Below are 24,358 nucleotides of genomic sequence, written 5' to 3' on the forward strand. Positions count from 1 at the left end.
TCTAACCGTTTGAGGCTCGCTTTCCACTCTACTTGATTGCACTAATAGAAGTATGATAAGCCTCTATGCTGTTAGACCCGAAATAAATATACATGTTTTAACAAGTAAAAAAAGCCTCTTATCCTGAAAGTACGGAGAGGCTGTGAGGTACCTGCCTGAACGATTCATCCATCATAACACACATAACTGTATTAATTCTACACATTTTTATTATGCTTTTCAAACGTAACAGTGATAAAATTAAGGAAAACTGCTTTATATAAGGAGGGCTCCTATGGATAAGCCTCCATTTCATCCATTACTCTTATTAATCGTTGGGGTCATCTCTATCTCAACATCGGCCATATTTGTAAAACTGGCCGGAGATGCTCCTTCTTCTATTATTGCTTTTTATCGATTAGCGTTGGCGGTCATTATTATGGCACCTTATGTTTTTCTCAAACATGCTCCAGACCTTAAGCACATTTCCAGCAAGGATTGGGTGTGGGCTTCCGTATCTGGGATCTTCTTAGCTCTACACTTTATCTTGTGGTTTGAATCTTTAAATTATACCTCGGTAGCTAGTTCTGTTGTGCTCGTTTCCATGCAGCCGATCTTCGCTTTTATTGGAACGTTTCTTTTCTTTAAAGAACGTTTCTCAGCGGGAGCTGTCTTAAGTATGATTATCGCCATAACCGGAAGCGTCATTATTAGCTGGGGCGATTTCCAAGTAAGTGGCGTGGCCTTATACGGCGATCTTCTTGCGATAGGCGGAGCGATTATGGTGACAGGTTATTTTCTCGTTGGTCAGAGCTTGCGCAAGCGGTTATCGATGACGTCGTATACCTTTATTGTCTATCTTGTTGCTTCAGTTACCTTGCTTGGATACAACCTGGTTTTGCAAGTACCGTTCGGTGGTTACTCAGGAAATCAATGGCTGATTTATGTGGCGCTTGCAATTATTCCAACTTTCTTCGGCCATTCGTTATTCAATTGGTCGCTGCGATGGGTCAGCGCATCTAAAATCTCAATGAGCATATTATTAGAACCCATTGGTGCAGCTATTTTAGCCTTTATCATTTTAGGAGAAGGCGTATCCTGGGCCCAGTGGCTAGGCGGATCCATTGTCATATTTGGACTTATGCTTTTTATTATCAGTACGAAGAAAATGATGAAACCGAAACTCACTCATCATCCCACGGACTCGTAATGAAAAGATGTCTGTTATACTAAGAAAAAAGATAGAGAAAATCATCACTAACGGAGAGCAGGTGAAGAGATGACCATTCAAATGATTATTGATGGAGGGGCCGACCTTCCACAAACGATGATCGAAGAACACAATCTCAAAGTCGTACCATTAAACATTCACTTCGGCGAGGAACAGTATAAAACGGGCGAAACGATCGACTTGGCCACGTTTTATACTAAATTAAAAGAAGCTGAAGAGTTACCAACCTCTTCTTCCCCAAGTCCCTATGACTTTTATGAAAAATACAAACAAGTAGATCCTCATACCCCTATCCTTGTATTAGCGCTGACTCAAGGGTTGAGCAGCACGTACGATAGTGCCGTTATGGGTAAGGACATGTTGTTAGAAGAAGAACCCGGTCGAAAAATTGCTGTACTTAATACGAAAACAGCTTCTTGCGGAATTGCCCTTCTCGTTCACGAAGCTGCTCAAAAAATCGAAGAAAATCTACCATTTGAAGAAGTCGTCCAGCATATGGAAAAGAAAATTGAGCAGACGACTACATTGTTCATTTTAAAAACGTTAGAAAACGTCATCAAAGGTGGACGATTAGATAAAGTTAAAGGCACGATTGCCAAAACGCTTAACATTAAACTTCTCATGAAAGCCACAGAAGATGAAGGCTCGATCGATGTGACAGAAAAAGTACGAGGAGATAAGAAGTCGCTTCGCCGCTTCGTTGAACAAATCGGAGAATATGCTCATCATTTTGAAGACAAAGTGATCGCCATGTCTCATAGTAATGATGAGGAACGCGGACGCTCGGTCCTAGAGAGCATAAAGGATAAGTACCGCTTCAAAGATTCCATCTTTACCGAAACAGGTCCGCTCATCTCTACGTACGCTGGAGAAGGCGGTCTCGTTATCGCTTTTTTTAAAGATTAGTCATAACGAGGTACCAGGTACCGGAATAACAATTTTGCTTTTTTGATGCACATTTAGTTTTCCGGTACCTGGTACCACTATTGATATGAGCAAGCGACGATGTCGCTTGCTTTTTTAGGTTCCGTGATAATCTTCATAGCGTGGTTTTGGAGATAACAATGCTAAGATTCCCGCTGTAATTGGAAAAAGCAGAGAAAGTAAGATGATCTCTTGATATCCTCCTAACCAGTCGTAAAAGATACCAAAAGGAAGCGGACCTAAAGCCGACCCTGTAACCATTACGGTCTGCGCTAATCCTTTAATGCTTCCTAAGTATTCTCTTCCAAAATAATTCGGCCACACGATATTCATTACGATTCGTTCAAACCCATTGACAGCTCCCCAAACTACTCCGAAGCTAATAGCCATCCACCACGTGTTCGTAAAGTACAACACTATAAGAGGAAGCTTATCGCCAATACGAGCCTTGCCCCAGTAGACGAATGAGTAAAAAGCCAATGAACATCATGACCGCTCCGACCATCAAAGCATTCCAAAACAAGGCAAGAGCAAGCAGGGTTCCAACAACCACCATCATCGTGCGCTGTCCAAATCGATCGACCACTCGTCCCATAAGAAATAACGTAAAGCCTGCACATAAGGGAGCTGTAGAATATAAGCCAGAAACGGCAGACCTCGAATAGCCAAAGTCTTCTATGTAATAATCAATAAATATAGAGATTGAGTAGGTTTGTCCCGGACCTGAGAAAAACACACCCAACCCCGCTACAAAAACAATAATCCACCCTTAATAAAACGGAGGATTTACAGGTGGACTTCCTTTACTATTTTTCTTACCTTACCTTCTTTCATAAGAAACTTCCCGTAAAAAATGTAATACTTTCTCGCAAAGTGTATCGCGATCTTGGTCGTGACACACTAAATGCTTTGATTTAGGGAGGAAAACGACTTCTTTATGAGGGGCTGATAATTCTTGTTCTAAAAAGTTAGCCGCTTTACTCGGCACCAACCCATCGAGCTTGCCTTGCATGATGAGCGTGGGACAGCGGACATGCTGCAGATAAGGCTTTGTGAATTCGACACACCTCATAAATTCCAAACTCGAAAGAAAGTGAGTCTGCGTCACCTTCGTTTGATATCGGATAAAAAGCGGATTTTCAAAGAGTGAACCTTTCCATGCATCGGTAACAATTTCAAACGTGTCCTTTATCATTTGAGGGAAACTGATGTATTTTAAAGCAGCTGACAATAAAACTAGCCGATCCACTTCATGCTTCGCAGCTAAGTAGGAAGCAATCATACCACCCATTGAAAACCCTATAATTAAAATCGTATCATGACGCTTCTTGAGATCTAGTAACGCGAGCTCCGCTGCGGCAATCCATTCCTGGTAATAATGGCCTCGTAAATTAAGCTCAACCCCATGCCCAGGCAATGTCGGTACGCTAAACTCCCAATTCGTTCGTGATTGCAAATAGTCCACAAGTGGCTGCACCTCTTCAGGACTACCTGTATAGCCATGGATACATAAACAACCTGTACTCACTTCTCTCACCATCCACTCTTTCTATTATGTAGACGAGGTCATTTCCTCCCTTTTTCGCGCACCCCACTCAACGTGCCGCACTTAATCGAACATCCGACATACGGACAAGCACTCGCTGTGAGATCTTGCCCATCCGTTTTCCGCGGGTGTGGTGCAAATGACCTACGATTCTATATCCTTTTATGTAAAAAGAGACTGCGGAATTAGCGCAGCCCTTTTACAAATGAGCCGATCCCTTTAACCATAGGCGATACTTGCTGGATCGTCTGAACGACTTGGCCCGTCGTATTAAACATTTTATCCAGATCTAATTGGCCTTGCTCATCTTGAAAATACGCCATCATTTTTTTCTTCTGTAGGCCGAATGCTCCGTTTTCATATCCATTCTCATAATAACCTGGATACCCATATCCTTGCATGAAAGGTGCTTGACCTTGGACGTGAGCCTGCGCTTGATACATGGACGGATCCCATCCATACGGCACTTGTTGATTGTATAATTCATTATAGCTTCGGTCGATGTCCGCATTTCCATAAGGTGAATAAGGTGGCTGCCAATAGTATGGATTGTATGGTGGATACATAGAAGGACCCCCTTTACGTTTAATACTATAGGCTATGAGTGCCCCACTAAAAAAGTGTAAAAAAAAAACAAGTGATGGCACATCACTTGAAGCTGTTATGAGAAATGAATCGTATCTGCATTTTGGAAGCGTCCGGCATCTTGAATTCCTAATGCGCGCTTTAAACTTCTCTCTTGATAGCCTAACACTTTATCATCATCAATAAACGTAGCAGGTGTGCCATACACCTTCTGTTTTTGAAGTTCTTTAAAATAGGATTTATCTTGTGTAATATTTTTCTCTTTATAATCAATTTCCCACTCCGTTAATTTGGAGAGAACTTTTTTACAATGGGTGCAATGATCGCTTGTATAAACAACTACTCTTTGTTGACTCATTGGGGCCCTCCTCTTTCTAACCTTCACCTAGTTCTAATGGATCATTACTTACTTAATACCCGGTGTCCAGGATCGTAAACCTAAAATTTACTAGAAAGAAACCCTACCTTATACAAGCAATTCTCTAATAGGCTGATCTCCACTGATTAAGTCATAGCTTTTATTTTCTGCTTTAGGAACTGACAACAAATAAACGAGCGTTTCTGCTACGTCTTCTCTTGGAATTTCACCAAAATTATTCATGTGCTCCTGCAGTTTCACCCGGCCTGTCCCTTCATTATTCGTCAGACCGCCTGGTCGCACAATTGTATAATTTAATCCAGATTGCTTTAAGTATTCATCAGCTCGGTGCTTCGCATAAAGATAGTGCTTCATTCCGCTGGGGCCAGATTCTGGACGATCCGCTGCCATCGAGCTTAACATAACAAACCGCTGAACCCCAAAATGCTTTGCACGTTCAACCGATTTAATAGCCCCCTCCTGATCAATAAGAATCGTCTTATCTGCTCCCGTATCAGGACCAGATCCAGCCGCGAAAATAACCGCATCAACATTATAAAAAGCAGATTCAAAATCCTTCTCTAAATTTCCTAGTACCGTTGCAACCCCTTCTTCTTCAAACTGTGGAATTTGCTCTGTGGACCTAACCATGGCCACGGGCTCATGATCGAATTTTTTTAGCTTAAATACAATGTGTTTTCCTACTTTACCGTTGGCTCCGATGACTAAAACGCGCACGTGCCAGCCTCCCTTTTAAATGTAATGATCTCTTCCTGTAAAGTTCCCTTTTCCTTCAAAAAATAAACAGCCTGTCTCTCTTACATGCAGGAAATATTTCCAAAGACAGCGAATTTACTATTTATAGAGAGAAAGGAGAGTTTACCATGTCCATTTACATGTTTACAGGGTTTCCTGGCTACCTTGCCACTCATTTAATTCAAGAGATCTCAAATCAAAAGCATCCCATTGAGCGACTTTATCTCCTGCATCATTCATCGGTAAAAAAAACGGCCGAAGCTGACCTTCGCCGGTTAATAGAGGAAGGCAAAGTAAACGCTCACGACATCCAGCTTATTGAAGGGGATATTACGCTGCCGCATATGGGACTGGTCTCCTCTGTATCCGCCTCCCTTTTAAATGAAGTGACGCATTTCTTCCATTTAGCTGCTTTATATGATTTAGCTGCCCCGCTCCTGCCATCTTGGAAAATTAACGTAGACGGTACACGAAATGTACTTGATTGGCTTCAAGCATCGACCACGCTGCAACACTTTATTTACTTTAGCAGTGCATTTGTGTCAGGAAAGCGAGAAGGAAACATCTATGAACATGAGCTTACTCATAACGCCGGCTTTAAAAATCACTATGAATATACAAAATATGAAGCAGAACGCCTCGTTCAACAGCAACTCTCCTCCCTCCCTGCCACAGTGATCCGCCCTGGAATTGTTGTCGGACACTCACAAACTGGAGAGACAATGAAGTTTGACGGTCCTTATTTCATATTAAATCTTTTGCATCAATTGAAGCACCTGCCTCTCCTTCCTTCGTTTGGAAACGGAAAGGCCTATATTAATATAGTTCCTCAAGATTATGTGACAAGCGCCGTAACTTCCTTAGCTCATCAGCCGCAAAGCATTGGAAAAACGTATCATCTGACAGATCCAAATCCTCATACGGCGTCAGACATCTACCGCTTATTTACGAAGCACTACCTCGGTCGTGCACCAAACTTTACCTTGCCTATGCCGATAGCTAAAACCGCTCTATCTTTTAAAACAACACGACGCTTAACTGGTATTCAAAAACAAGCATTGGCCTATTTTACTTGTGAAAGCAGATATCACCAGGACCATGCTCTCGCTGATTTAAGAGAAGCTCAGATTACTTGTCCCAATTTAACGAGCTATCTCCCGAAGTTAATTGATTATTACCGGGCCCATCGAAAAAACGAAGAAAAGCACCTCGCGCTTCTATAAAAAGGATGAAGAACATAAGGGTACCAGGTACCGAAAATCTATAAAAGAGCGAAGTGCCAAGTGTGAATTTAGGCACCTGGTACCCGGCACCCTATTCGTCCATCCACTTTGTATATAAATCATCGATTTGCTCTTGCAGCTCAGCTTTGCCTGCTGGATCGTTTGTCTTGAAGACCTGCGCTTCCAATCGCTCAATTTGTTTTTCATAACTTAGAGAAGAACTGGTCTTCTCTTTCGGCGTTTTCACGTTTTCTTTCGAATGAGACGCTTCAAGCTCTAACAAACTGCGCCAATGACTACGTGTGTCTTCATAATTTCCAATAAAACGATGGAGCTGCCCATCCACTAAATAAGCCGTTTCAAGAAAACAAGCATTAAGAAAGTGGCGGTCGTGAGAGACACCAATGACCGTGCCCTCAAACCGCTGGAGAGCTTCCTCTAACACTTCTTGTGACTCAATGTCTAAGTGATTCGTCGGTTCATCAAGTACTAGCAGGTTCACTCCTTGGTGCATAAAAATGGCCAGTTTCAACCTCATTCGTTCCCCGCCGCTAAGCTGAGAGATTTTTTGAAACACATCATATCCGTAAAACATAAAGGCCGCCAGCATATGTCTCGCTTGCCCTTCTGTTACGATAATATGGTCTCGAAAATGATCAATCATGCGCTGCTGTTCATCTACACCTTGAAGTGGATTCTGCGGCAAATAACCTACCTTCACCGACTCTCCTAAGGTCACTTTTCCTTCATCCGCCTCTTCCTTGTTTAAGATAATTTTAAGCAGCGTCGATTTCCCACTCCCATTCGTTCCTACAATGGCCAACCTTTCCTGATAACGCAAGTGAAGGTTGATGTCTTTTAACACTTGACGCTCTTTATAAGCTTTACTAATTTTCTCAAGAACGATGACATCCTTGCCGCTTCTCCCTTCAGCCTTTAAAGAAAGAGCCATTTTCTTAGCATCTATTACCGGCCGGTTAAGTTTCTCCATCCGTTCTAACGCTCGTTCCATACTTTTTGCTTTTTTAAAAAGCTTTGGATTCGGCGGGTTCGCTTCATTTGCCCATTGTCTTAGTCGGCGTATCGCTTCTTTCATCTTTTTAATCTTCTTCTGCTGCTCCTGATATTGATGGAATTCAATGAGCAGTTTTTCTTCCTTTTGCTTTTCAAACGAACTGTAATTCCCTTTATAAAAATGGGTGTCCCCATCTTCTAAATCAACAATCGATGTTACGACATGATCAAGAAAGGCCCGGTCATGAGATATGATACAGACAGCCCCTTCATAGCGCTGCAAATATTGTTCCAGCCATTCAATGGCATGAAGATCAAGGTGGTTCGTCGGTTCATCCAATAAGAGAACATCAGGGTCTTCAAGTAAGATCTTAGCTAAAGACAGCTTTGTTATTTCTCCACCGCTTAAATGACTGAAGGGCTGGTCAAGCAGGGAAGCCACCTGAAGTCCGTTAGCCACTTGATTGATAGAAGCTTCTACTTCATACCCTCCACGTTCTGTAAAGCGCTCTTGCAGCTCTCCATATTGCACCAGGGCCTTCTCCATCTTTTCTGGATCCTGCATCTCGCTTTCCAATTGCTTCATGGTGAGTAACATTTGATTAAGATCTTCAAATGCTGCCCTCAAGTAATCCCGTCCAGTGCCATCATAGTTCTCAGGAATTTGCTTCAAATAGCCGATGGATAACCCTTTTTTAATAAAAAGGTCGCCTCCATCCAGGCCTTCTTCTTTTGTAATCAAACGAAAAAGCGTTGATTTACCGCTTCCATTCCGGCCCACAAGCCCTGCTTTTTCCCCTTCATTTAATTCGAAGGTAAGGGCTTCGAATAACACTTTACCGCCAATGATTTTATACGCATCTTTTAATGTAATATTCATTTTTCATTTCCTCCTAAAGACAAAAAAAGCCAGAGGTCTCGTGACCTCTGACTTTTCAATAATGATCGATCAGGTATGAGACGCTATCTTTTTCCATTATTTAACTTCACATTTAGACACACTTGTCCCTTGGTCAGTTAAATCATGAAAAAGCGCACGGTTGATATATAGCAATTCGCGATCAATCACGTGCTTCGATAACATCTTCATCCCTCCTTTGTCCTTAGTTACTTCCATTATACCTTAAAATAAGCGTGCGTCTAGTCGATTTGCTGATCGGCATAAGTGCCAAGCTTTTTCAACAATTCAATCGCCTGCTTCTTCTCATCTTCAGATAGTCCACCTGTAATTTTCTCAATCTGTTTCCAGTGGTCAGGGAAAATACCATGTAATAGTTCTTTTCCTTGATCATTAATAGACGCATACGTGATTCTGCGATCACTTGGACAAGGAACACGTTCGATAAACCCTTTCTGCTCGAGCTTATCAACCACGTACGTAATACTTCCGCTGGCTAATAAAATCTTTTCTCCAATTTTTTGCAGCGGCTGTTCTCCTTCATGATAAAGCAGCTCTAGTACGCCAAACTCAGTTGGATTCAAACCATATCTTTGAATATCATCTTTCACTAAATCAGCAATGGAACGCTGGGCTTTCGCTAATACAACAAAAAGCTTAAGCGATGGATCTTGTTTTTTTCTTTTATAAGATTCGTCCATAGTCCTCTTCCTCTCATCCTACCCTCTCGTTACGTTTAATATATCAAAGAATAGGGCCTTTCTAAAGAAAAACTAAAGACTTTTTTATTCAACCAAGAAAGACCCGGACCATTCATTCGAATTTGCTCGGGTCTTTCTGTATTTAGCAGTCACCGCTTCGTCAACATCCTTTGCTTTCCTGCGGGGTCTTCGGGCTCTTGCTGTACCCGCAGGAGTCTTCGCATGTTGACTACGCTACATAGTGTTAATCTTTGAATGAGCGTTAATTATCCGTCTGACAATTATCGTTTTAACCTAGCCCATTATTCTACAACTAACGTGGACTGCATATCTTCATGTCCTTCACCGCAAGGAACACTACATTCAATCGTATACTCACCTGGTTCTTCAGGAGTAAAAGTAGTAGAGCCTTCTGAATCCATACTGACATCGAGATCTTCTATCGCAATCCCGTGTGCGCCTTCTTCATTCGAAAGGTTAACCGTCACTTCTTCCCCAGACTGTACTGTATATTCTTCCTGATCAAATTCAAAGTTAGTGGCTGATATATCAAGCGTATTTCCAGAAGCCTCTTCACCGCTTCCATCTTCCATTTCTTCTGACCCTTCATCTGACCCCGTATCCTCTTCTTCTGAGCCGCCACAAGCTGCTAAAACTACAATAAGACTAAACATTAACGCCATAAGTATTTTTTTCGACATCCTACATCCTCCTTACTTTATTTAGATATAGTTACCTTTTACCGATCATTTCCATTAGCAAACCTTTGGATATTCTTAACAACTGCGGGATCAGGGGCCAGGAATGTAAAATGATTCGAAAGTACTTGTATATGGGTTGGTGTTTCACCTTTGATCTCACCGTCCATGTCAATTTTTTGGGCGGTCTCTACGTTGATTTTAATATCTTCTCCTTGAAGATAAGTCAACTCTTGAAAATTTTCCGGATCAGACCAGGGCTTGTTCATAGAGAGTAATTCTCTAAATAACGTCAAATTTGAATTTTTAATGATGAGGACGTCGAGCTTCCCATCTTCCGGACGCGTATCAGGAATGGGCACTTCTCTCGTCCCTACAAATCGTCCGTTCATGACTAATACCATAACGGCTTCATCCCGGATTTTCTCTCCATCTACTTCAGCTGTAAAGTGAAAAGAGTCGGCTTGATTCATCGTTTTAAAAGCACTAATAAAATAACTGAGCACGCCAAAACGATCTTTTTGTCCTTTATCAATATTCGTTGAAGTTTCGGTAATTAAACCAATCCCCCAAAAATTTATGAAAAAGTCATCGTTAGATTTTCCAATGTCTACACTTACTTCCTCTCCCTTAATGGCAGCTTCAGCAGCTTGTCGAAGAGCCTGCGGGGTGCCAAGTACGCGACTAAAATCGTTGCACGTCCCGCCAGGAAGGATGCTGATGACCGGTTTAGGAGTTAGCTCAGCCATACAATTGATGCATTCGTGTAACGTCCCGTCTCCGCCTAAAATAAAGAGCACGTCTACATAAGGTCCGTAGCTGCAGCACGTCTCTTTAAAATCCTCCAGGCTTTCGGTTTGAATGACTTGCAGCTCTTTCACCTGCTGGGTAATAACGGGGATCGTTTCTGATAAATTCTGTTCCAATTCTCCATTGCCTGCATTTCCATTATATATAAATAATCCACGTTCATAACGAGGCATCGTTCTCCTCCTTTACCCTATCCGTGTTACTATAATTGCCTGTTTTAAGAGCCATCAAACGTCTGTCTGCTTATAAACAAAGAGGTTTACCTATTCATTTAAAACTTATATACTATTAAATGTTTAGGAGGCTAACTAAAGCATGAATCGACAAATTGAACCTTTATTAGGCTATAACATTAATGTGATTTCTCATTTTCTAAAAAATATGTATAACGAAAAGTTAAGTGAATATGGTTTGACGAATGCTCAAGCCAAGGTCATTTACTTTTTAGCCAAACATGGAGAGCAGAGCCAGTCAGATTTGCAAAATCGATTGTATATTAAAGCTTCTTCCATGAATGGCATTATTGAATCTCTATTAAAAAATGAGTGCATTACGAAAGATTCAAGTAGAAAGGATAAACGCACAAAGGTGATTCAGCTGACAGAAAAAGGGGAAGAGCTGGATCAGACGATTTGGACGATTATCCAGGAGATTGAAGCAGAGATTACAAAGGACTTTTCCGAAGAAGAGCAGCGCGTCATTGTTTCCTGGCTGAATAAAATCCAGCGTAACTTAACAGAAGGTTCTGATCAGACGGATCACTAACCAAATACTTCTTAGCAAACGCCGCTTTTGTATGAAGCGGCGTTTTCCAATAATTGATAAAAATCGATAGAAAGATTAAGAATTTTCAGTTACACTTATGAATAGATGATTCAGGAAGGTGACGTCCGATGACTTACTCAACTAATTTCGTTCGACTATTTTTCCAGCCTCATGATCAATTAATCGTGCTTCGTAAATCAGAACGCATTCGAAACTTTTGGAAAGCTTTTTTTCTATTGTTCTTTCTAACGATCCTTACATACTCAGCTGCTACGTGGTCAGGGTTAGGAACGGACCCGCTCTCCTATAAAATCACCACTCTCAGCCGAATTGACTTTGAATTTCAGAAAATTTGGTTCTTGTTTGGCCGTTTATCTATAGCCGTTCTCTTATTTCTCGGTGTTATTCTATTTACACCCTTTATATACTGGCTGCTTTTTGACGTTTCTTATAAAAAAGCCGTTAACATTCAATTAACCGTTTGGGCTGTCATGCTTTTCGAACGCCTCACTTGGATTCCTTTTATGATTTATTTAGGGCTTGATTGGTATGTATCCCCTTTATCGTTCGGTATCATTGCTTCCTATTTTACATACTTGGAATGGGTCGTCTATTTCTTTGGATCGATTTCTTTATTTCAGCTTTTTGTTGTATGGTTTCAAATCAAATCCCTCTCTACACTTTCAAATTCAAGGAAGTGGTGGGTCATCACAGGTGTTCTTCTATGGAACCTTATCTTATGGGCCGCTACAGCAGCGCTTTTATTTTTTGATGAAACTATCGTTCAACTACTACTCTCTTGAAGGATGATCCTAATGAAAACCTCTCGTAAAAAGAAAGGAATCACCATTGGTGTCTTCCTTTTTATTCTTTGCAATAGTCTATTACTCTACTTTGATAAAAACCATTTAATCGAGCGCAAATCATTTGTTCGAGAGTGGTCTGGAACATTCACTGCCGATGTGGTGGAATCCCTGGATGTACGTGGTGTGTTCACTTCGGAGGAGGACACTCCTGTTTATTTTGATGAGAACACGGGTGCTTTTCAGGAATTCTTTGTCGAAATTGGAGATGAAGTAAGTGAAGGCGATGAGTTATATGCCTATGAAGTCCTTCATTATGAAGATCAAGTAAATGACCTGGAGTTAGAATCTGCAAAAATAGAAGAAGAAATAGCGGCTATCGATACATATATAACCACGTTAGAAAGCTACACTATTGATGACGGATCAGAGGATTCGTTTGGCGGGTTTGACTCCCCTTTCTCAAATAATGAAGACGAAGATGAAGACCTTGAAGATACGGGCGAAGAGTCTACAGCTGAAGCCGAGCTCATTCAAGAGGAAGCCATTAACGATAAAGAAAAAGAACGTGCTCAAAAAGAAGCGGAACTAGCCATGGTTAATGACCAGCTTGATCAGTTGACAACTACTGGGCAGACCATTACCGTTCGAAGCACATTTGAAGGTGTCGTGCGTGATCGTTCAGCTGACCTTTCATCTCCCCTTCTTACGATCGCTTCTACTCAGCTTATTGTAGAGGGAGAAGTGAATGAAGAAGACAGAAAGCAGCTTGAAGAAGGGATGCGAACAGAGTTATCCGTAACAGATATAGAAGACGAAGAAGTCACGCTTGAGGGAACAATGGAGAAGCTCGATACCTTTTCAAAAGAGACCGACGTCCATAAAGCGAGTAAGTATCCTTTTGAGATTTCACTTTCAGAAGAAAACGAAGCCCTGCGGCCAGGGTATCATACAGATATTAAAGTGATTACAGATGAAGCCTCTGAGACAGTAGCCGCTTTTGATGAAGTTCTTATTACTGAGGAACATTTGTATGCCTGGGAAATGAATGATCAAGGCCTGCTTGAAAAAAAGGAAATTGAAACAGGGTTAGAAAAGGATGGTGTAGTTGAAGTACAGAACGGCCTCGAAGATCAAGTCAAACTGGCTCATGAGCCCAAAGACCGCTTCCGGAACCTTACTCCAATTGTCACGCCGATCGACTATCATCACGTGAAAGAAGACGAACTTTTTCAAGGGTCAAAAGCAGTGATGAAAGAAAACTTCCTGCTCGGTGTATTTAATCGGTAAGAGAAAGGTTTTGCAAAAATACTAGTCTCATGACACGATATATAGTAGTTTTTGTAGAACATCGTGAGAAAAGGGGCTAGTCCTATGAAGATAAGTGTACTTGATCAATCTCCCATTCTATCAGGAATGACGCCGGCAGATGCCTTTCAACAAACGACCGAGCTTGCCAAGGTGGCAGACCAGCTGGGCTTTCACCGTTTTTGGGTAGCTGAACACCATAGCACGAAAAGTTTAGCGGGGTCTTCTCCTGAGATCTTAGCTACTCACCTGGCCAGCCAGACGGAGCAAATACGTATTGGAACTGGAGGCATCCTTCTTCCTCATTACAGCCCTTATAAAATTGCAGAAGTGTTTCGTGTACTGGAAACCTTGTATCCCGGCAGGATTGACTTAGGAGTCGGCCGAGCTCCTGGCGGCGTACCTAACGTTAATTTAGCTTTAAATCGCGGTCAACTCCCTTCTATCGAGGATTATCCCGCTCAATTGAGTGAGCTTCTCTCTTACCTTTACGGAGAGGACCCGCATGAGATGGGGATTTACGCCTCGCCTAAGGGGGAACATAGTCCGCCGATCTGGATGTTAGGGTCCAGTGGAACGAGTGCCCGCGTCGCGTCTGAACTAGGCGTTTCTTATTCCTTTGCCCATTTCATCAATGGACATGGAGGAGCTAGAGCCATGCGCCGTTATCACGACTATTTTCAACCTTCTGTCCAGCAAGAGGCACCTTGCGGCAATGTTTCTATTTTTGCTGTTTGTGCTGAAACGGATGAACATGCTGAGTTTTTGGCCTCGAGTCTGGACTTAGCTATATTAAAAATTGAACAAGGCGGCTTACAGCAAAACTTTCCGACCCCAGAAGATGCGCTGCACTATTCGTATACGATGTTTGAGGAACAGCAAATCCAAGATAACCGAAACCGAATGGTCGTCGGCTCACCAGAGAAAGTAAAACAAGAGATTGAAGATCTTGCTCACTATTACAATGTGGACGAAGTCATTATTAACACCATTGTCTCTCCTTTTGAGGACCGAGTGAAATCGTATCAATTAATCGCTGAAGCTTTTCAGTTAAAAGGAGCGAAACGCCATGTTAGCTTTTGATCACCTTGTCATTGCCTCGAAACAGCCAAAGCAAGACCAAGAGGAGTTTACCAGCACCCACGGATTAAAGGGAGTGCCTGGCGGCCATCATAAAATTTGGGGCACCTTTAATGAACTTTGTTACTTCACCAATGATAATTATATTGAATGGCTCGGTTTAAGCGATCATGAAACGGCATCTAACTCAGACAATCCGCTCATTCAGCAGTTTAAACAAACGTTTGACCAAGGTGAATTCGGTCCGTTTCAGTTCGCCCTTCGTACGACCTCTATGGATGAGTACATCACCTATTATGAGGAAAAAGGCATCTCTTATCATGGTCCTTTTCCAGGAGAACGCAGACGCCCTGATGGCTCCTTATTAAAGTGGAGAATGCTATTTCCAGAAGCTCTTGATCACGTGAAGGCTCCCCTCCCCTTCCTAATTGAATGGACAGGTAAAAATGAGCCCTCCAGTAAAGCAGACATCAATTCGTCTCGCTTTCTTCACCTTTCTTTAGGAATATCCGACTTTGAAGCCACCAAAAGACTGTTTGAAACCATTTATAGGCTTCCTAAAACAACGACCGAAGCGACAACAGCCAGCTATCCCCTGGAAAATGGTCAGCTGATTTTAGAAAATGGAGATCACCTCCTCACCCAATTCGATCACTTCTCGATTACGAAATAATGACGTTGCAGTCAAAGCAGCTTGTAGGGAAAACCTCGTTTTCTCTACAAGTTTTTTTATCTTAAAAATGAAATGTTCCATTGCGTTGACACTACAGTCAACGTTCTTTTTTTGTCCGAGCTATTAAAAATTTACAAATATAACCGATATTACATGTTGTTAGACATCTTACAAGAGGAGTGAGTGTATGAGTGCATGTCGATGGTTCGGATTACTTTTCCTATGTTTCGTCGTCGCTGGATGCAGCAGCGAGGAAGCTGATTCTGCCAGCGCGGAGAAAGGAATTAGCGCCGGCCTGCTTGTTACGGAGAGTGGGCTTGGTGACGATTCGTTTAGCGACTCTGCGTTTCAAGGACTGGAGCAAGCTAGGGACGAACTCGGTATAACGTTCGATTATCGTGAACCTTTTAATGGAGACTTTGAGGGGCATATGGAGGATTTAATTGAGCAGGGACACGATGTGATTATGGGGCTTGGATATGATTCTCAAGCATCGATTGATGCTCTTGCTGAGAAGTATCCTGATCAGCAGTTTGTGTTAATTGATGCGGTTTCTGAGTTCGATAATGTAACGTCAATTACGTTTCGTGAGGATGAAGGAAGTTACTTAATTGGTTTGCTGGCTGGGATGAAAACGGAATCTGATGTCGTTGGATTTATCGGCGGTGAACAGATCGAGGTGGTGGAACGGTTTGAGAACGGATTTCGTGATGGTGTTCAAGAAGTGAATGATAATGCTGAAGTGCTTGTTGAATATGCAGGTACGTTTGATGATGATGCGAAAGGTGCGGACCTGACGCGCGAGTTAACTGAGGATAAAGCCGATTATGTGTTTCACGCAGCAGGTTTTACTGGGGTAGGCGTGATGAAAGAAGCGGAAAATCTAGGAATCTATGCATTTGGTGCCGACAGTGATCAGTATTATGTGGCTGAAGATGCTGTCGTCTCATCCATGATGAAAAATGTAAATGTGGCTCTTTATGATGTAATGGCTCAGCTTACCGAAGGCGAACCTTTAAAGGGCGGCTTACAAGAGCTTGGCATTGAAGAAGAAGGCGTAGGACTTGCACCGATCCGTTTGATTCAATTGTCTGATGAAGAACAGGACCGCATAGACGAGGAGGTTAACTAATGACGATAGGCAAACGTTTATACACGATGACCCTGATCCCTTTATTGTTAAGTCTATTGCTGATTTCCTACATTGTCTTTCAGATGATCAGCTTTGAAAGCTCCTCAAATGAAGATGTTGCCTTTTTATTAGAGGGGAAAGAAGTAAACAGCCAGCTTATTTCCGTCGAACAGGCATTAGATACATATGGCTACAGCCCATCTGAAGCTACACGCCAAGAGGCGCTGACGCAGATTGAAACCACTGGTGAATCGTTTGAGAATTTAGCACCTATGATGGAGACAGAAGCTCAACAGCAATGGTATGAGCAGGCTCAGACGAAATACGAAGACTGGCAGCAGACAGCAGTTGAGGCGTTACAGGAGGAAGACAATAACGAAGTGCAGCGGCAGGCTTCCCGTACGGCTGGTATTTTAAATGATATATTTATGCTGCAAGAGGAGGCTCAAGCGTGGTATGACGAAAAAGCAGCCGCTCAGGCTGATGCGATTCGCAACCTAATTATTTTCGCTCTTGCCTCAGCAGCCGTGCTCATTGCTTTATCTGTTTTTGCCACTTCTCGTCTGACCTCCCGTATTGCCAAACCAATAAGAGAGCTGGCTAAGCAGGCTTCACAAGTTGCAGACGGAGATTTAACGACTCGGATCGAGACATCTGATAAGGAAAAAGATGAAGTTGGGCAGTTAAAACGAGCTTTTCAGATGATGGTGGAGAATTTAACGAATACACTGCAATCCGTCCATCGAATTGGCGGTAACGTCGAAGAATTCAGCTCGAAATTAAACAAAGAAATGTCGGGGCTCTCTGAAGTCACCGATCAAGTATCGAGTTCAACAGAAGAGTTGGCTCAAGGAAGCCAATCAATCTCTAATGATATTCAAGATATCGCTTCATTAATGGAGCAGATGAACCGAAATTTTGAACAAAATACAGAAGAAAGTCAATTAGCTTCTGAAAAAAGCACACAAGCGTTACAATCAGCTCAAGAAGGACAAGAAGCTATTCACGATCAACGTCAAGTGATGGAAAGAAATAACCATGCCATTTCGAATGTGGAAGGGTCCGTCACCGAGTTTATTCGCTATACGGATCAAATTGAAGTTACGGTTAAACTCGTCAATGAAATTGCAGAGCAAACGAATTTACTCGCTTTAAACGCCGCCATTGAAGCGGCTCGAGCAGGCGAGCATGGCAAAGGATTTGCTGTCGTTGCGGAGGAAGTGCGAAAACTGGCTGATCAATCCACGAAAGCAACAGGTGAGATCTCCAGCATGGTGCAGCAAATTAAGTCCGGTGTGACGACCATTGAAAAAGAAATGCAGGAAACAATGGAGCTTACCGAGCAGCAGCACCAATCCTTAAATGCTTCAGAGGGTGCGTTTAGCGTCATTCACACGCAAGTTGACTCCATTTATCAACAGTTAAATGATCTAGTAGATGGAATGGTTCAGTCGAAGGAACAAAGTTCTCAAGTGACGTCCTCTGTAGAAAATGTCAGTGCGGTAACAGAAGAAACAGCAGCAGGGACAGAAGAAATTTCTGCTTCTACAGAAGAACAGCAATATGCCTTTAACCAGCTGCAAAAGGAGGCTAATCATTTGGAGGAGATGGTTTCTGATTTAAACGATCAATTGTCTCATTTCCAATGGGAGCAGGATGCTTCAACAGAAGATTTTCTAAAAACTGTACATTCTCCAAACGATGATGAAGACCTTCCATATGCGGCAAGTTAATAGTCCTTTTCTAGAACCTATTATTCTATCGACCGAATGAACATGCAAGTAGAGAAACCGAGGACGGGACAAAACCGAATAATACATAAAATCACCCCATCGCTTTGTGAAATCCTTCACTTTCCTGCGGGATTTTCAGCTCGCGCTGTTTCAACAGGAGTTTGCGTATGTTGACTATGAGCTGCGTTTATTCAAAGGGTTGTTTTATGACCTCATTGCTTTACTTGTGTCCAGACTTCAGAATGTCAAAAAAGCTTAGAAGAATTTAATATGAGTTTTTAGGGTGGCTAATTCCTATGTGTATGGAAGGAACAAGAAAAAGCGCTGCTTTCATAAGGTCAAGCTTGAGGAAATGGTTTTCCAGTGATCTATTTTAAATAAGGGTTGTAGGAAACGGCGAGACTTCTAGGGGAGATAAGAATAAGGTGTGACCCCGGCAGGCTGCCAAAGCCTGAGGAGGCACACCATTCGCCCCTGGAAAGGGAGTCGTTTCCTACAACCCTTTCCTCTCCCTTATGCAAGAAGCTCAGGAACTTTAGGAGGCTCCTTTCATTTTTTGTTAATTCCGTTGCGGACGACCCGCCGGACGTTCAAGTGACAATAAATCTTCATCTAAGTTTAACACTTTCTGCTCTACCATTTGTCTTGCATCATAGATGCCTTTATTGTACATAAAAGGACCTAATTCTTTCACCATAAATTCGAGCAGTTGATCGGCAGCCAAATCACCGAGCTGCTCATCCCTCTCGAGTTCAAAATATGCTTGCACACGATCAATCATATACTCTCTTTGTTCTTTCGTTAATGATGCACGCACGAGACGTCCCTCCTTTTTTCTTTCATTATCGTAGCACATTCCTAACTCAAAAGGAGGACACCACGTAAGAGGCGCACGAAACGGTTGTACTAACGCATCGCAACTGCGCATACCGTGTTATTAGGCTTCGTCGGTTTAATAAACACTTCGATTTGCGAGAAGCCTGAGTCCGTCAATAACGAGGTCAGCTGTCCCCCTAATACCTCCGTCGTATCGTCTGTAGCTCCCTCTTCGTGAGGACATAAAGTTAACGCAATTTTTCCTCCTTTATTCATGTACTCATGAATATGCCTTAACGTGCCCACGGGATCTTCCCAAAATGTAATGTTATTAATCGCATATACCTTATCAAACGTCAGGTTAAAGTTTTTAATAACTTGGGCCGGTCCATGAGTAAGCAGGACTTGCTGGTGCTGACGTATTTTTTGCAGTTTGCTCACCGCCATCTCTACCATAGCTTCTGATGGATCGACTCCTATTAATTCTGCCGAAGGATACGCTTTAGCCAGGCTGGCTAATCCTCCTCCTGCTCCAAAACCGATCTCAAGGATCGTATCGTTCTCGTTTATTTGTAAAAAGGACTGTGTCCAATCAGCCAGATCGTCATTCTCAAATTCCATAAACCTTCCGACTGCCTTACCCATCCATCCTTTCGGTTTTGCAAATTGATCTTCTAACATACCGCCACCTCCCTCTACTAATCTACCCTTTTCATAACCGATTCACGCGGTTTTATCGTTTCCATTCCGAACAAATTGTTTGTAAGATAGATAACAGCACCGTTTCCTACAATGAGCTATGATGAATGAAACGAAAGGAGGTCAGGTGAATGATGAAAAAGTTATATTCGATGCTCCTTTTCTTTTGCTTTGCTTTATTAACCGCCTGTAATCAAACCGGCTCCTCTACTAATTTACAGGAATTAAAAGACCGCGATTGGTCCACGATCGTAGAAGAAGCCAATGGATCAGAAGTACGATTATATATGTGGGGCGGAGATGAGGGAATTAACGAGTACATAGACGATTGGCTTCAGCCTCGTTTACAGGAAGAATTCAACATGACCCTTGAACGCGTTCCTATGAACACCGAAGAAATTTTGCAAAAGCTTCAGACTGAAAAACAAGCCGACAAACAAACAGGCACGATTGACATCATTTGGCTAAATGGTGAAAATTTTAAAAATGCCAAGGATCACGAACTATTAGCTGGTTCGTTTACCGATCAACTTCCAAATTTTAATAAATATTACGATAATGAAGACCCCGCCATTACGACTGATTTTGGAACAGAGGTAGAAGGAATGGAAGCGCCCTGGGGTAAGGTGCAATTTGTCTTTCATTATGACCGAGCGAAAATTGACCATCCTCCACAGTCATTTGATGAGCTGCAGCAATGGATAGAAAATAACCCGCAAGAGTTTACTTATCCAGCAGCCAATGACTTTACAGGAAATGCATTTTTAAGACATTTGCTTTATGCGAAAGCCGAGAAGCCTTCTGCTATCTATGCACAGCCTTTCGACCAAAAGCAAGTCAGTGAAGCGGGAGATCCGATGTGGACGTATTTACAGTCGATTCAGTCGGATTTATGGCGTTCAGGGGAGCACTATCCTAATCGTTTAGAAGAGCTGGATCAGCTTTATGGTGAAGGGGAAGTATCGATGACAATGGGCTACAACGAAGCTCGTGCGGAGTCTCTAATCGAAGAAGGTGTGTTTCCAGAGACGACAGAATCGTTCGTCATGGAACCCGGTTCCATCGGGAATACTCATTTCCTTTCCATTCCTTATAACAGCCCTAACAAAGCGGGAGCTCTCGTCGCTATTAACGACATGCTTTCTCCTGAAGCTCAATTAGAAAAGCTTAAACCGGAGGTGTGGGGCGAGAGTTCACCCATCAACTTTGATGAGTTAAGCAAATCACAGAAAGAGCAATTTGAAAGCGTGGATCGCGGAAATAGTGTCTTAGATCAGCAGGAACTTGAAGAAACGTTCCTGCCTGAAGCGGAAGCCGAATATGTGGATTGGATTGAGGAAGAATGGATGAATGAACTTGTACAAAATTAAACCTTGGCTCTTGATTTTGCCCGCTCTGCTCTTTCTTATTTTACCTGCTTATGGGCTATGGGCCGCTTTCTCAGAAAGTATAAAAGATGGCAGTGACGTGACTTTAACGTATTATCATCAGCTTTTTACATCTGAACGCTTTCTCAGCTCCCTGTGGTTCAGCCTGTATACTTCATTAACGGCTACGCTAGCGTCGATGATCATAGGAATTTTTATCACCCGCAGTTTTGCTCATTTTTTAACGGACAGCCTTCCGCGTCTTTCGGTGTGGCTTCCCATGCTATTCCCACACCTGGTTTTTGCTTATGTAATCATTTTAATTTTTTCAGAAACTGGATGGCTTGCCCAAATGTTAACGATGATCGGAGTACTGGAAAGTCCAGGAGAGTTTCCTATACTTACGAGAGACAATTATGGCATTGGCATTATTCTCGCTTATATCGCGAAAGAGGTTCCGTTCGTCATCCTTATGCTGTTTCCTGTTTATAACGCCATCCCTCCCGCTTATTATGATGTGGTCAAGACACTTGGAGGGAGTCGTATGGAACAATTTAAAACGGTCGAATGGCCGCAAATCTCCACCGTAGTCATGGAAATCTTTTTTATCCTATTCGCTTTTACACTTACGGCCTATGAAGTGCCTGCTATTCTAGGGACGAACTTTCCTGAAATGGTATCTGTCTTAAGCTATGATTGGTTTTATAGTGGAAGCTGGGAAGACCGTCCTTTAGCATTTGCTGCAATGGTGACGATCAGTCTCCTTATTACCTTGATGGCCTTCATTGGTTATATGTACGTCAACCGTAAAAGAATGCGGGCTTTGAGAGGACGATTGTAATGAAGTACAAAATTCTCTTCTATATCATTGCCGGACTTTTGTTCGTCTCCCCTGTCTTTGTGCTTCTCCTGCAAAGTATTACTACCCCGTGGCGTTTCCAAACGGCTCAGGAGATGAACGTTCAACTCAAAAGTTTCGCCGTTCTTTGGTCAGACCCAAACCTTTGGACGGCTACGATAGGGTCGATCGTCATCGGCGCATTTGTTCTATTATTCAATTTCCTTATCGGAATTACTGCCGGGAAAGCGTTAGCCTTATATTCATTTAAAGGAAGAACACTGATGGAAGCTTTGCTGCTAGCCCCGCTGCTTATTCCCGTTCTAGCTGTAGCAATGGGGTTACACCTCTTGATGATCAGAATAGGGTTAGCTGATACTTGGATAGGCGTTACACTCGTCCACTTAGTTCCCACGGTACCTTACAGCATAAAAATCTTCCACCACGCTTACAGTCAACTGGGAAAACCTATGATTGAGCAGGCTCAGATTCTCGGCGCATCCGAACGGAAACAATTTCTCACCGTCGAACTGCCATTATTAAAAAACGCGATACGAAGCGTGACGTTCTTAACGATTGTCATCAGCTTAAGCCAATATGCGATCACGGCTATCATTGGAGGCGGAAGCGTCGTTACACTTCCTATGGTTTTCTTTCCATTTTTAGATACAGCTAATCCATCAATTATGGCTGCGTTTTCCGTTTGGTTCGCTGCCCCCCCTCTTCTTATGTATATCCTGATCGAGGGGCTGTTATCTTTACTTCCCTATTCACAGACACCTTGGAGGAATCGAGCATGAGTAAAGCAATCGAAGTAAATAACATCTCTAAAGCATTTGGATCGAATGTGATCTTAGATCAATTGAACTTCCAGCTGAATCCAGGAGATAAGTTAAGCATAGTCGGTCCTTCGGGAAGCGGCAAAACAACGCTGCTCCGCATTCTGGCAGGACTCGATCACCCATCGAGCGGCACCATTAAACTAGGTGAAAAAGATGTAACTCATCTCGATGCTCGCACACGGAAAGTCGGACTTGTGTTTCAACAACCATTGCTGTTTCCTCACATGACTGTGGAAGAAAATATCGATTATGGAGCAAGATTAACAGGCACCTTTTCCAGGGAAAAAACAAGCGACTTGCTAACCGCTATTAATCTCACAGAAACCCGGACTCAGTTTCCTTCTGAACTCTCAGGCGGACAGCAGCAGCGCGTGGCATTAGCCAGGGCGTTAGCGACTGAACCAGAAATTTTATTACTCGATGAACCTTTCAGCAGTCTCGATCCCGGGATGCGTCAAGAGTTAAGGTACTGGGTAAGAGACTTATTAGATGAACGAGGGATCACCTCTATCTTTGTTACACACGATCGCGAAGAAGCGATGCTCATGGGGGACACGATCGGCGTATTTTATAACGGGGGCTTTCAGCAATTAGCCAGTGCAGAAACCATTTTACAATCCCCTGCTAATCCTTTTGTCGTTCAATTCTTTGACAATCATTTGCTCATCGATCAGGACCATTACGTACCTTTAAACAAAATCTCGTTCAGTTCACAAGCGACAGGGGCTCGCGTTATGAAGGCCGTGCTTTTACAGACTTCTGTTGCTAACGGGGAGAGAGTGGCTCATGTCTACGTGGAAGAACTAGATAAACGCTTATCCCTGCGTCTTCCATTCCCCCATGATGGCGGAAGCTTAGACATCTTTATACCAGCTAACCATATTTATTCATTTGATTCCTCAAGAGGGGCTGGCCGCTATGAATAAAAAAGCGATCCTTCGAACGGCGCTTTTTCTAGTAGGATTTATTATGATTGCTTGGTTTGTAAGAAACCAGGTAAATACGTCCCCTCAAGAGATAAGGACTTATATTCTCTCGTTTGGGATCCTTGGTCCTTTACTGTTTATGGGACTTTATACGATTGGACCGATCGTCACTTTCCCCACGTCGGTTTTATCGTTAGCGGCAGCTTTTGCTTATGGCGTTTGGCCCGGTATGTTGTACATCGTTATTGGCGCCACAGGAGCATCCCTTGTCGGCTATGTGATGGGACGTTTTTTTGGAGATTCTATCATTCGCCTGCAGCACATCAAATGGGCTGATGCTTTATACACCCGAATGAGCGAAAACGGATTTTTATATGTTCTTATTTTAAGGCTGATCCCTCTCATAGGGTTCGATCTTTTAAGCTATGCGGCAGGCATGACGAGAGTTAAAATTCGTTCTTTCGTGCCGGCGACAGTCATTGGCATGCTTCCCGGAACTTTTGTATACAGCCTTGTTGGCTCAAGTCTGGCAAGCGGTGACCGCACCTTACTCATCCTTGCCTTCAGCATTACATTTTCACTTCTTCTCATTACTTTTCTACTAAGAAAAAGAGTGCGAGCGTGGCTCACACGCTAAAAAGGCGTTCCTTTAG

General features: G+C 42.7%; 28 protein-coding genes. 15 read left to right on the forward strand and 13 right to left on the reverse strand.

The features are described 5' to 3' along the window. The first annotated feature begins 274 nt into the window (after window positions 1-274). A complete protein-coding gene (locus tag IEV27_RS17845; protein ID WP_188378882.1) occupies window positions 275-1,189 on the forward strand; it encodes a DMT family transporter in 915 nt (304 codons plus the stop codon). A gap of 69 nt (window positions 1,190-1,258) precedes the next feature. After that, on the forward strand, window positions 1,259-2,116 hold the full coding sequence (locus IEV27_RS17850) for a DegV family protein (protein WP_188378883.1): 858 nt from the start codon (window positions 1,259-1,261) through the stop codon (window positions 2,114-2,116). Between the two features lie 114 nt (window positions 2,117-2,230). Here the strand turns inward: IEV27_RS17850 and IEV27_RS20020 are convergent, their stop codons facing one another. The 6 genes from IEV27_RS20020 to IEV27_RS17875 all read right to left on the reverse strand — a co-directional run bounded on the left by IEV27_RS20020 (window position 2,231) and on the right by IEV27_RS17875 (window position 5,361). Further along, on the reverse strand, window positions 2,231-2,614 hold the full coding sequence (locus IEV27_RS20020; RefSeq protein ID WP_308808351.1) for an MFS transporter: 384 nt from the start codon (window positions 2,612-2,614) through the stop codon (window positions 2,231-2,233). Beyond that, on the reverse strand, window positions 2,565-2,870 hold the full coding sequence (locus tag IEV27_RS20025; RefSeq protein ID WP_308808352.1) for an MFS transporter: 306 nt from the start codon (window positions 2,868-2,870) through the stop codon (window positions 2,565-2,567). Before IEV27_RS20025 ends, IEV27_RS20020 begins: the two co-directional genes overlap by 50 nt. A gap of 84 nt (window positions 2,871-2,954) precedes the next feature. Next, window positions 2,955-3,662 (reverse strand): alpha/beta hydrolase, encoded by a 708-nt coding sequence (locus IEV27_RS17860; RefSeq protein ID WP_229735414.1) that lies wholly within the window; start codon window positions 3,660-3,662, stop codon window positions 2,955-2,957. A 203-nt stretch (window positions 3,663-3,865) separates the two neighbouring features. Then, a complete protein-coding gene (locus tag IEV27_RS17865; RefSeq protein WP_188378885.1) occupies window positions 3,866-4,246 on the reverse strand; it encodes a YppG family protein in 381 nt (126 codons plus the stop codon). A gap of 95 nt (window positions 4,247-4,341) precedes the next feature. Further along, window positions 4,342-4,623 (reverse strand): glutaredoxin family protein, encoded by a 282-nt coding sequence (locus IEV27_RS17870; protein WP_188378886.1) that lies wholly within the window; start codon window positions 4,621-4,623, stop codon window positions 4,342-4,344. 108 nt (window positions 4,624-4,731) lie between these two features. Beyond that, window positions 4,732-5,361 (reverse strand): SDR family oxidoreductase, encoded by a 630-nt coding sequence (locus IEV27_RS17875; RefSeq protein ID WP_188378887.1) that lies wholly within the window; start codon window positions 5,359-5,361, stop codon window positions 4,732-4,734. A 146-nt stretch (window positions 5,362-5,507) separates the two neighbouring features. Between IEV27_RS17875 and IEV27_RS17880 the strand changes: the two genes are divergently transcribed. Beyond that, the gene (locus IEV27_RS17880; protein ID WP_188378888.1) at window positions 5,508-6,602 is read left to right on the forward strand and encodes an SDR family oxidoreductase; all 1,095 of its coding nucleotides are present in this window, start codon (window positions 5,508-5,510) and stop codon (window positions 6,600-6,602) included. 91 nt (window positions 6,603-6,693) lie between these two features. Here the strand turns inward: IEV27_RS17880 and abc-f are convergent, their stop codons facing one another. The 5 genes from abc-f to IEV27_RS17900 all read right to left on the reverse strand — a co-directional run bounded on the left by abc-f (window position 6,694) and on the right by IEV27_RS17900 (window position 10,896). After that, window positions 6,694-8,496, reverse strand: coding sequence for a ribosomal protection-like ABC-F family protein (gene abc-f / locus IEV27_RS17885; protein ID WP_188378889.1), 1,803 nt, complete (start codon window positions 8,494-8,496; stop codon window positions 6,694-6,696). A gap of 96 nt (window positions 8,497-8,592) precedes the next feature. After that, the gene (locus IEV27_RS20030) at window positions 8,593-8,700 is read right to left on the reverse strand and encodes an RAxF-45 family protein (RefSeq protein ID WP_281063602.1); all 108 of its coding nucleotides are present in this window, start codon (window positions 8,698-8,700) and stop codon (window positions 8,593-8,595) included. Between the two features lie 56 nt (window positions 8,701-8,756). Then, window positions 8,757-9,215 carry a MarR family winged helix-turn-helix transcriptional regulator gene (locus IEV27_RS17890; RefSeq protein WP_188378890.1) on the reverse strand — a complete coding sequence of 153 codons (459 nt, stop codon included), beginning with the start codon at window positions 9,213-9,215 and terminating at the stop codon, window positions 8,757-8,759. A gap of 302 nt (window positions 9,216-9,517) precedes the next feature. After that, the gene (locus IEV27_RS17895) at window positions 9,518-9,916 is read right to left on the reverse strand and encodes a cupredoxin domain-containing protein (RefSeq protein WP_188378891.1); all 399 of its coding nucleotides are present in this window, start codon (window positions 9,914-9,916) and stop codon (window positions 9,518-9,520) included. 38 nt (window positions 9,917-9,954) lie between these two features. After that, window positions 9,955-10,896, reverse strand: a complete 942-nt coding sequence (locus tag IEV27_RS17900) for a YegS/Rv2252/BmrU family lipid kinase (RefSeq protein ID WP_188378892.1) — start codon at window positions 10,894-10,896, stop codon at window positions 9,955-9,957. Between the two features lie 142 nt (window positions 10,897-11,038). On the opposite strand from IEV27_RS17900, the gene IEV27_RS17905 reads away from it, so the two are divergent. From IEV27_RS17905 to IEV27_RS17935, 7 genes are all read left to right on the forward strand, one after another. Then, a complete protein-coding gene (locus tag IEV27_RS17905; RefSeq protein WP_188378893.1) occupies window positions 11,039-11,488 on the forward strand; it encodes a MarR family winged helix-turn-helix transcriptional regulator in 450 nt (149 codons plus the stop codon). Between the two features lie 128 nt (window positions 11,489-11,616). Further along, a complete protein-coding gene (locus tag IEV27_RS17910) occupies window positions 11,617-12,291 on the forward strand; it encodes a hypothetical protein (protein WP_188378894.1) in 675 nt (224 codons plus the stop codon). Between the two features lie 12 nt (window positions 12,292-12,303). Beyond that, window positions 12,304-13,581 (forward strand): efflux RND transporter periplasmic adaptor subunit, encoded by a 1,278-nt coding sequence (locus IEV27_RS17915; protein WP_188378895.1) that lies wholly within the window; start codon window positions 12,304-12,306, stop codon window positions 13,579-13,581. A gap of 84 nt (window positions 13,582-13,665) precedes the next feature. Beyond that, window positions 13,666-14,682, forward strand: coding sequence for an LLM class flavin-dependent oxidoreductase (locus IEV27_RS17920; protein ID WP_188378896.1), 1,017 nt, complete (start codon window positions 13,666-13,668; stop codon window positions 14,680-14,682). Further along, window positions 14,669-15,352, forward strand: a complete 684-nt coding sequence (locus IEV27_RS17925) for a VOC family protein (RefSeq protein ID WP_188378897.1) — start codon at window positions 14,669-14,671, stop codon at window positions 15,350-15,352. The genes IEV27_RS17920 and IEV27_RS17925 overlap by 14 nt, the downstream gene beginning before the upstream one ends. Before the next feature lie 187 nt (window positions 15,353-15,539). Continuing rightward, window positions 15,540-16,484 carry a BMP family lipoprotein gene (locus tag IEV27_RS17930; RefSeq protein WP_188378898.1) on the forward strand — a complete coding sequence of 315 codons (945 nt, stop codon included), beginning with the start codon at window positions 15,540-15,542 and terminating at the stop codon, window positions 16,482-16,484. After that, window positions 16,484-18,217, forward strand: coding sequence for a methyl-accepting chemotaxis protein (locus tag IEV27_RS17935; protein ID WP_188378899.1), 1,734 nt, complete (start codon window positions 16,484-16,486; stop codon window positions 18,215-18,217). The genes IEV27_RS17930 and IEV27_RS17935 overlap by 1 nt, the downstream gene beginning before the upstream one ends. A 559-nt stretch (window positions 18,218-18,776) precedes the next feature. Here the strand turns inward: IEV27_RS17935 and IEV27_RS17940 are convergent. Together IEV27_RS17940 and IEV27_RS17945 are read right to left on the reverse strand one after the other, a co-directional pair. Further along, window positions 18,777-19,034, reverse strand: coding sequence for a DUF2164 domain-containing protein (locus IEV27_RS17940; protein ID WP_229735415.1), 258 nt, complete (start codon window positions 19,032-19,034; stop codon window positions 18,777-18,779). An 89-nt stretch (window positions 19,035-19,123) separates the two neighbouring features. Continuing rightward, window positions 19,124-19,714, reverse strand: coding sequence for a class I SAM-dependent methyltransferase (locus IEV27_RS17945; protein WP_188378901.1), 591 nt, complete (start codon window positions 19,712-19,714; stop codon window positions 19,124-19,126). A 149-nt stretch (window positions 19,715-19,863) separates the two neighbouring features. On the opposite strand from IEV27_RS17945, the gene IEV27_RS17950 reads away from it, so the two are divergent. The 5 genes from IEV27_RS17950 to IEV27_RS17970 are packed head-to-tail and all read left to right on the forward strand — an operon-like array spanning window position 19,864 to window position 24,342. After that, on the forward strand, window positions 19,864-21,102 hold the full coding sequence (locus tag IEV27_RS17950; RefSeq protein ID WP_229735416.1) for an ABC transporter substrate-binding protein: 1,239 nt from the start codon (window positions 19,864-19,866) through the stop codon (window positions 21,100-21,102). Beyond that, window positions 21,083-21,940, forward strand: coding sequence for an ABC transporter permease subunit (locus IEV27_RS17955; RefSeq protein WP_188378902.1), 858 nt, complete (start codon window positions 21,083-21,085; stop codon window positions 21,938-21,940). The genes IEV27_RS17950 and IEV27_RS17955 overlap by 20 nt, the downstream gene beginning before the upstream one ends. Then, the gene (locus tag IEV27_RS17960) at window positions 21,940-22,737 is read left to right on the forward strand and encodes an ABC transporter permease (protein ID WP_188378903.1); all 798 of its coding nucleotides are present in this window, start codon (window positions 21,940-21,942) and stop codon (window positions 22,735-22,737) included. Before IEV27_RS17955 ends, IEV27_RS17960 begins: the two co-directional genes overlap by 1 nt. Then, complete coding sequence (locus IEV27_RS17965) at window positions 22,734-23,705, forward strand: ABC transporter ATP-binding protein (RefSeq protein ID WP_188378904.1); 972 nt, start codon at window positions 22,734-22,736, stop codon at window positions 23,703-23,705. Before IEV27_RS17960 ends, IEV27_RS17965 begins: the two co-directional genes overlap by 4 nt. Continuing rightward, on the forward strand, window positions 23,698-24,342 hold the full coding sequence (locus tag IEV27_RS17970; protein ID WP_188378905.1) for a TVP38/TMEM64 family protein: 645 nt from the start codon (window positions 23,698-23,700) through the stop codon (window positions 24,340-24,342). Before IEV27_RS17965 ends, IEV27_RS17970 begins: the two co-directional genes overlap by 8 nt. Window positions 24,343-24,358: the final 16 nt, after the last annotated feature.

The sequence above is a fragment of the Halobacillus andaensis genome (assembly GCF_014636475.1).
GTDB classification, from domain to species: domain Bacteria; phylum Bacillota; class Bacilli; order Bacillales; family Halobacillaceae; genus Halobacillus_A; species Halobacillus_A andaensis.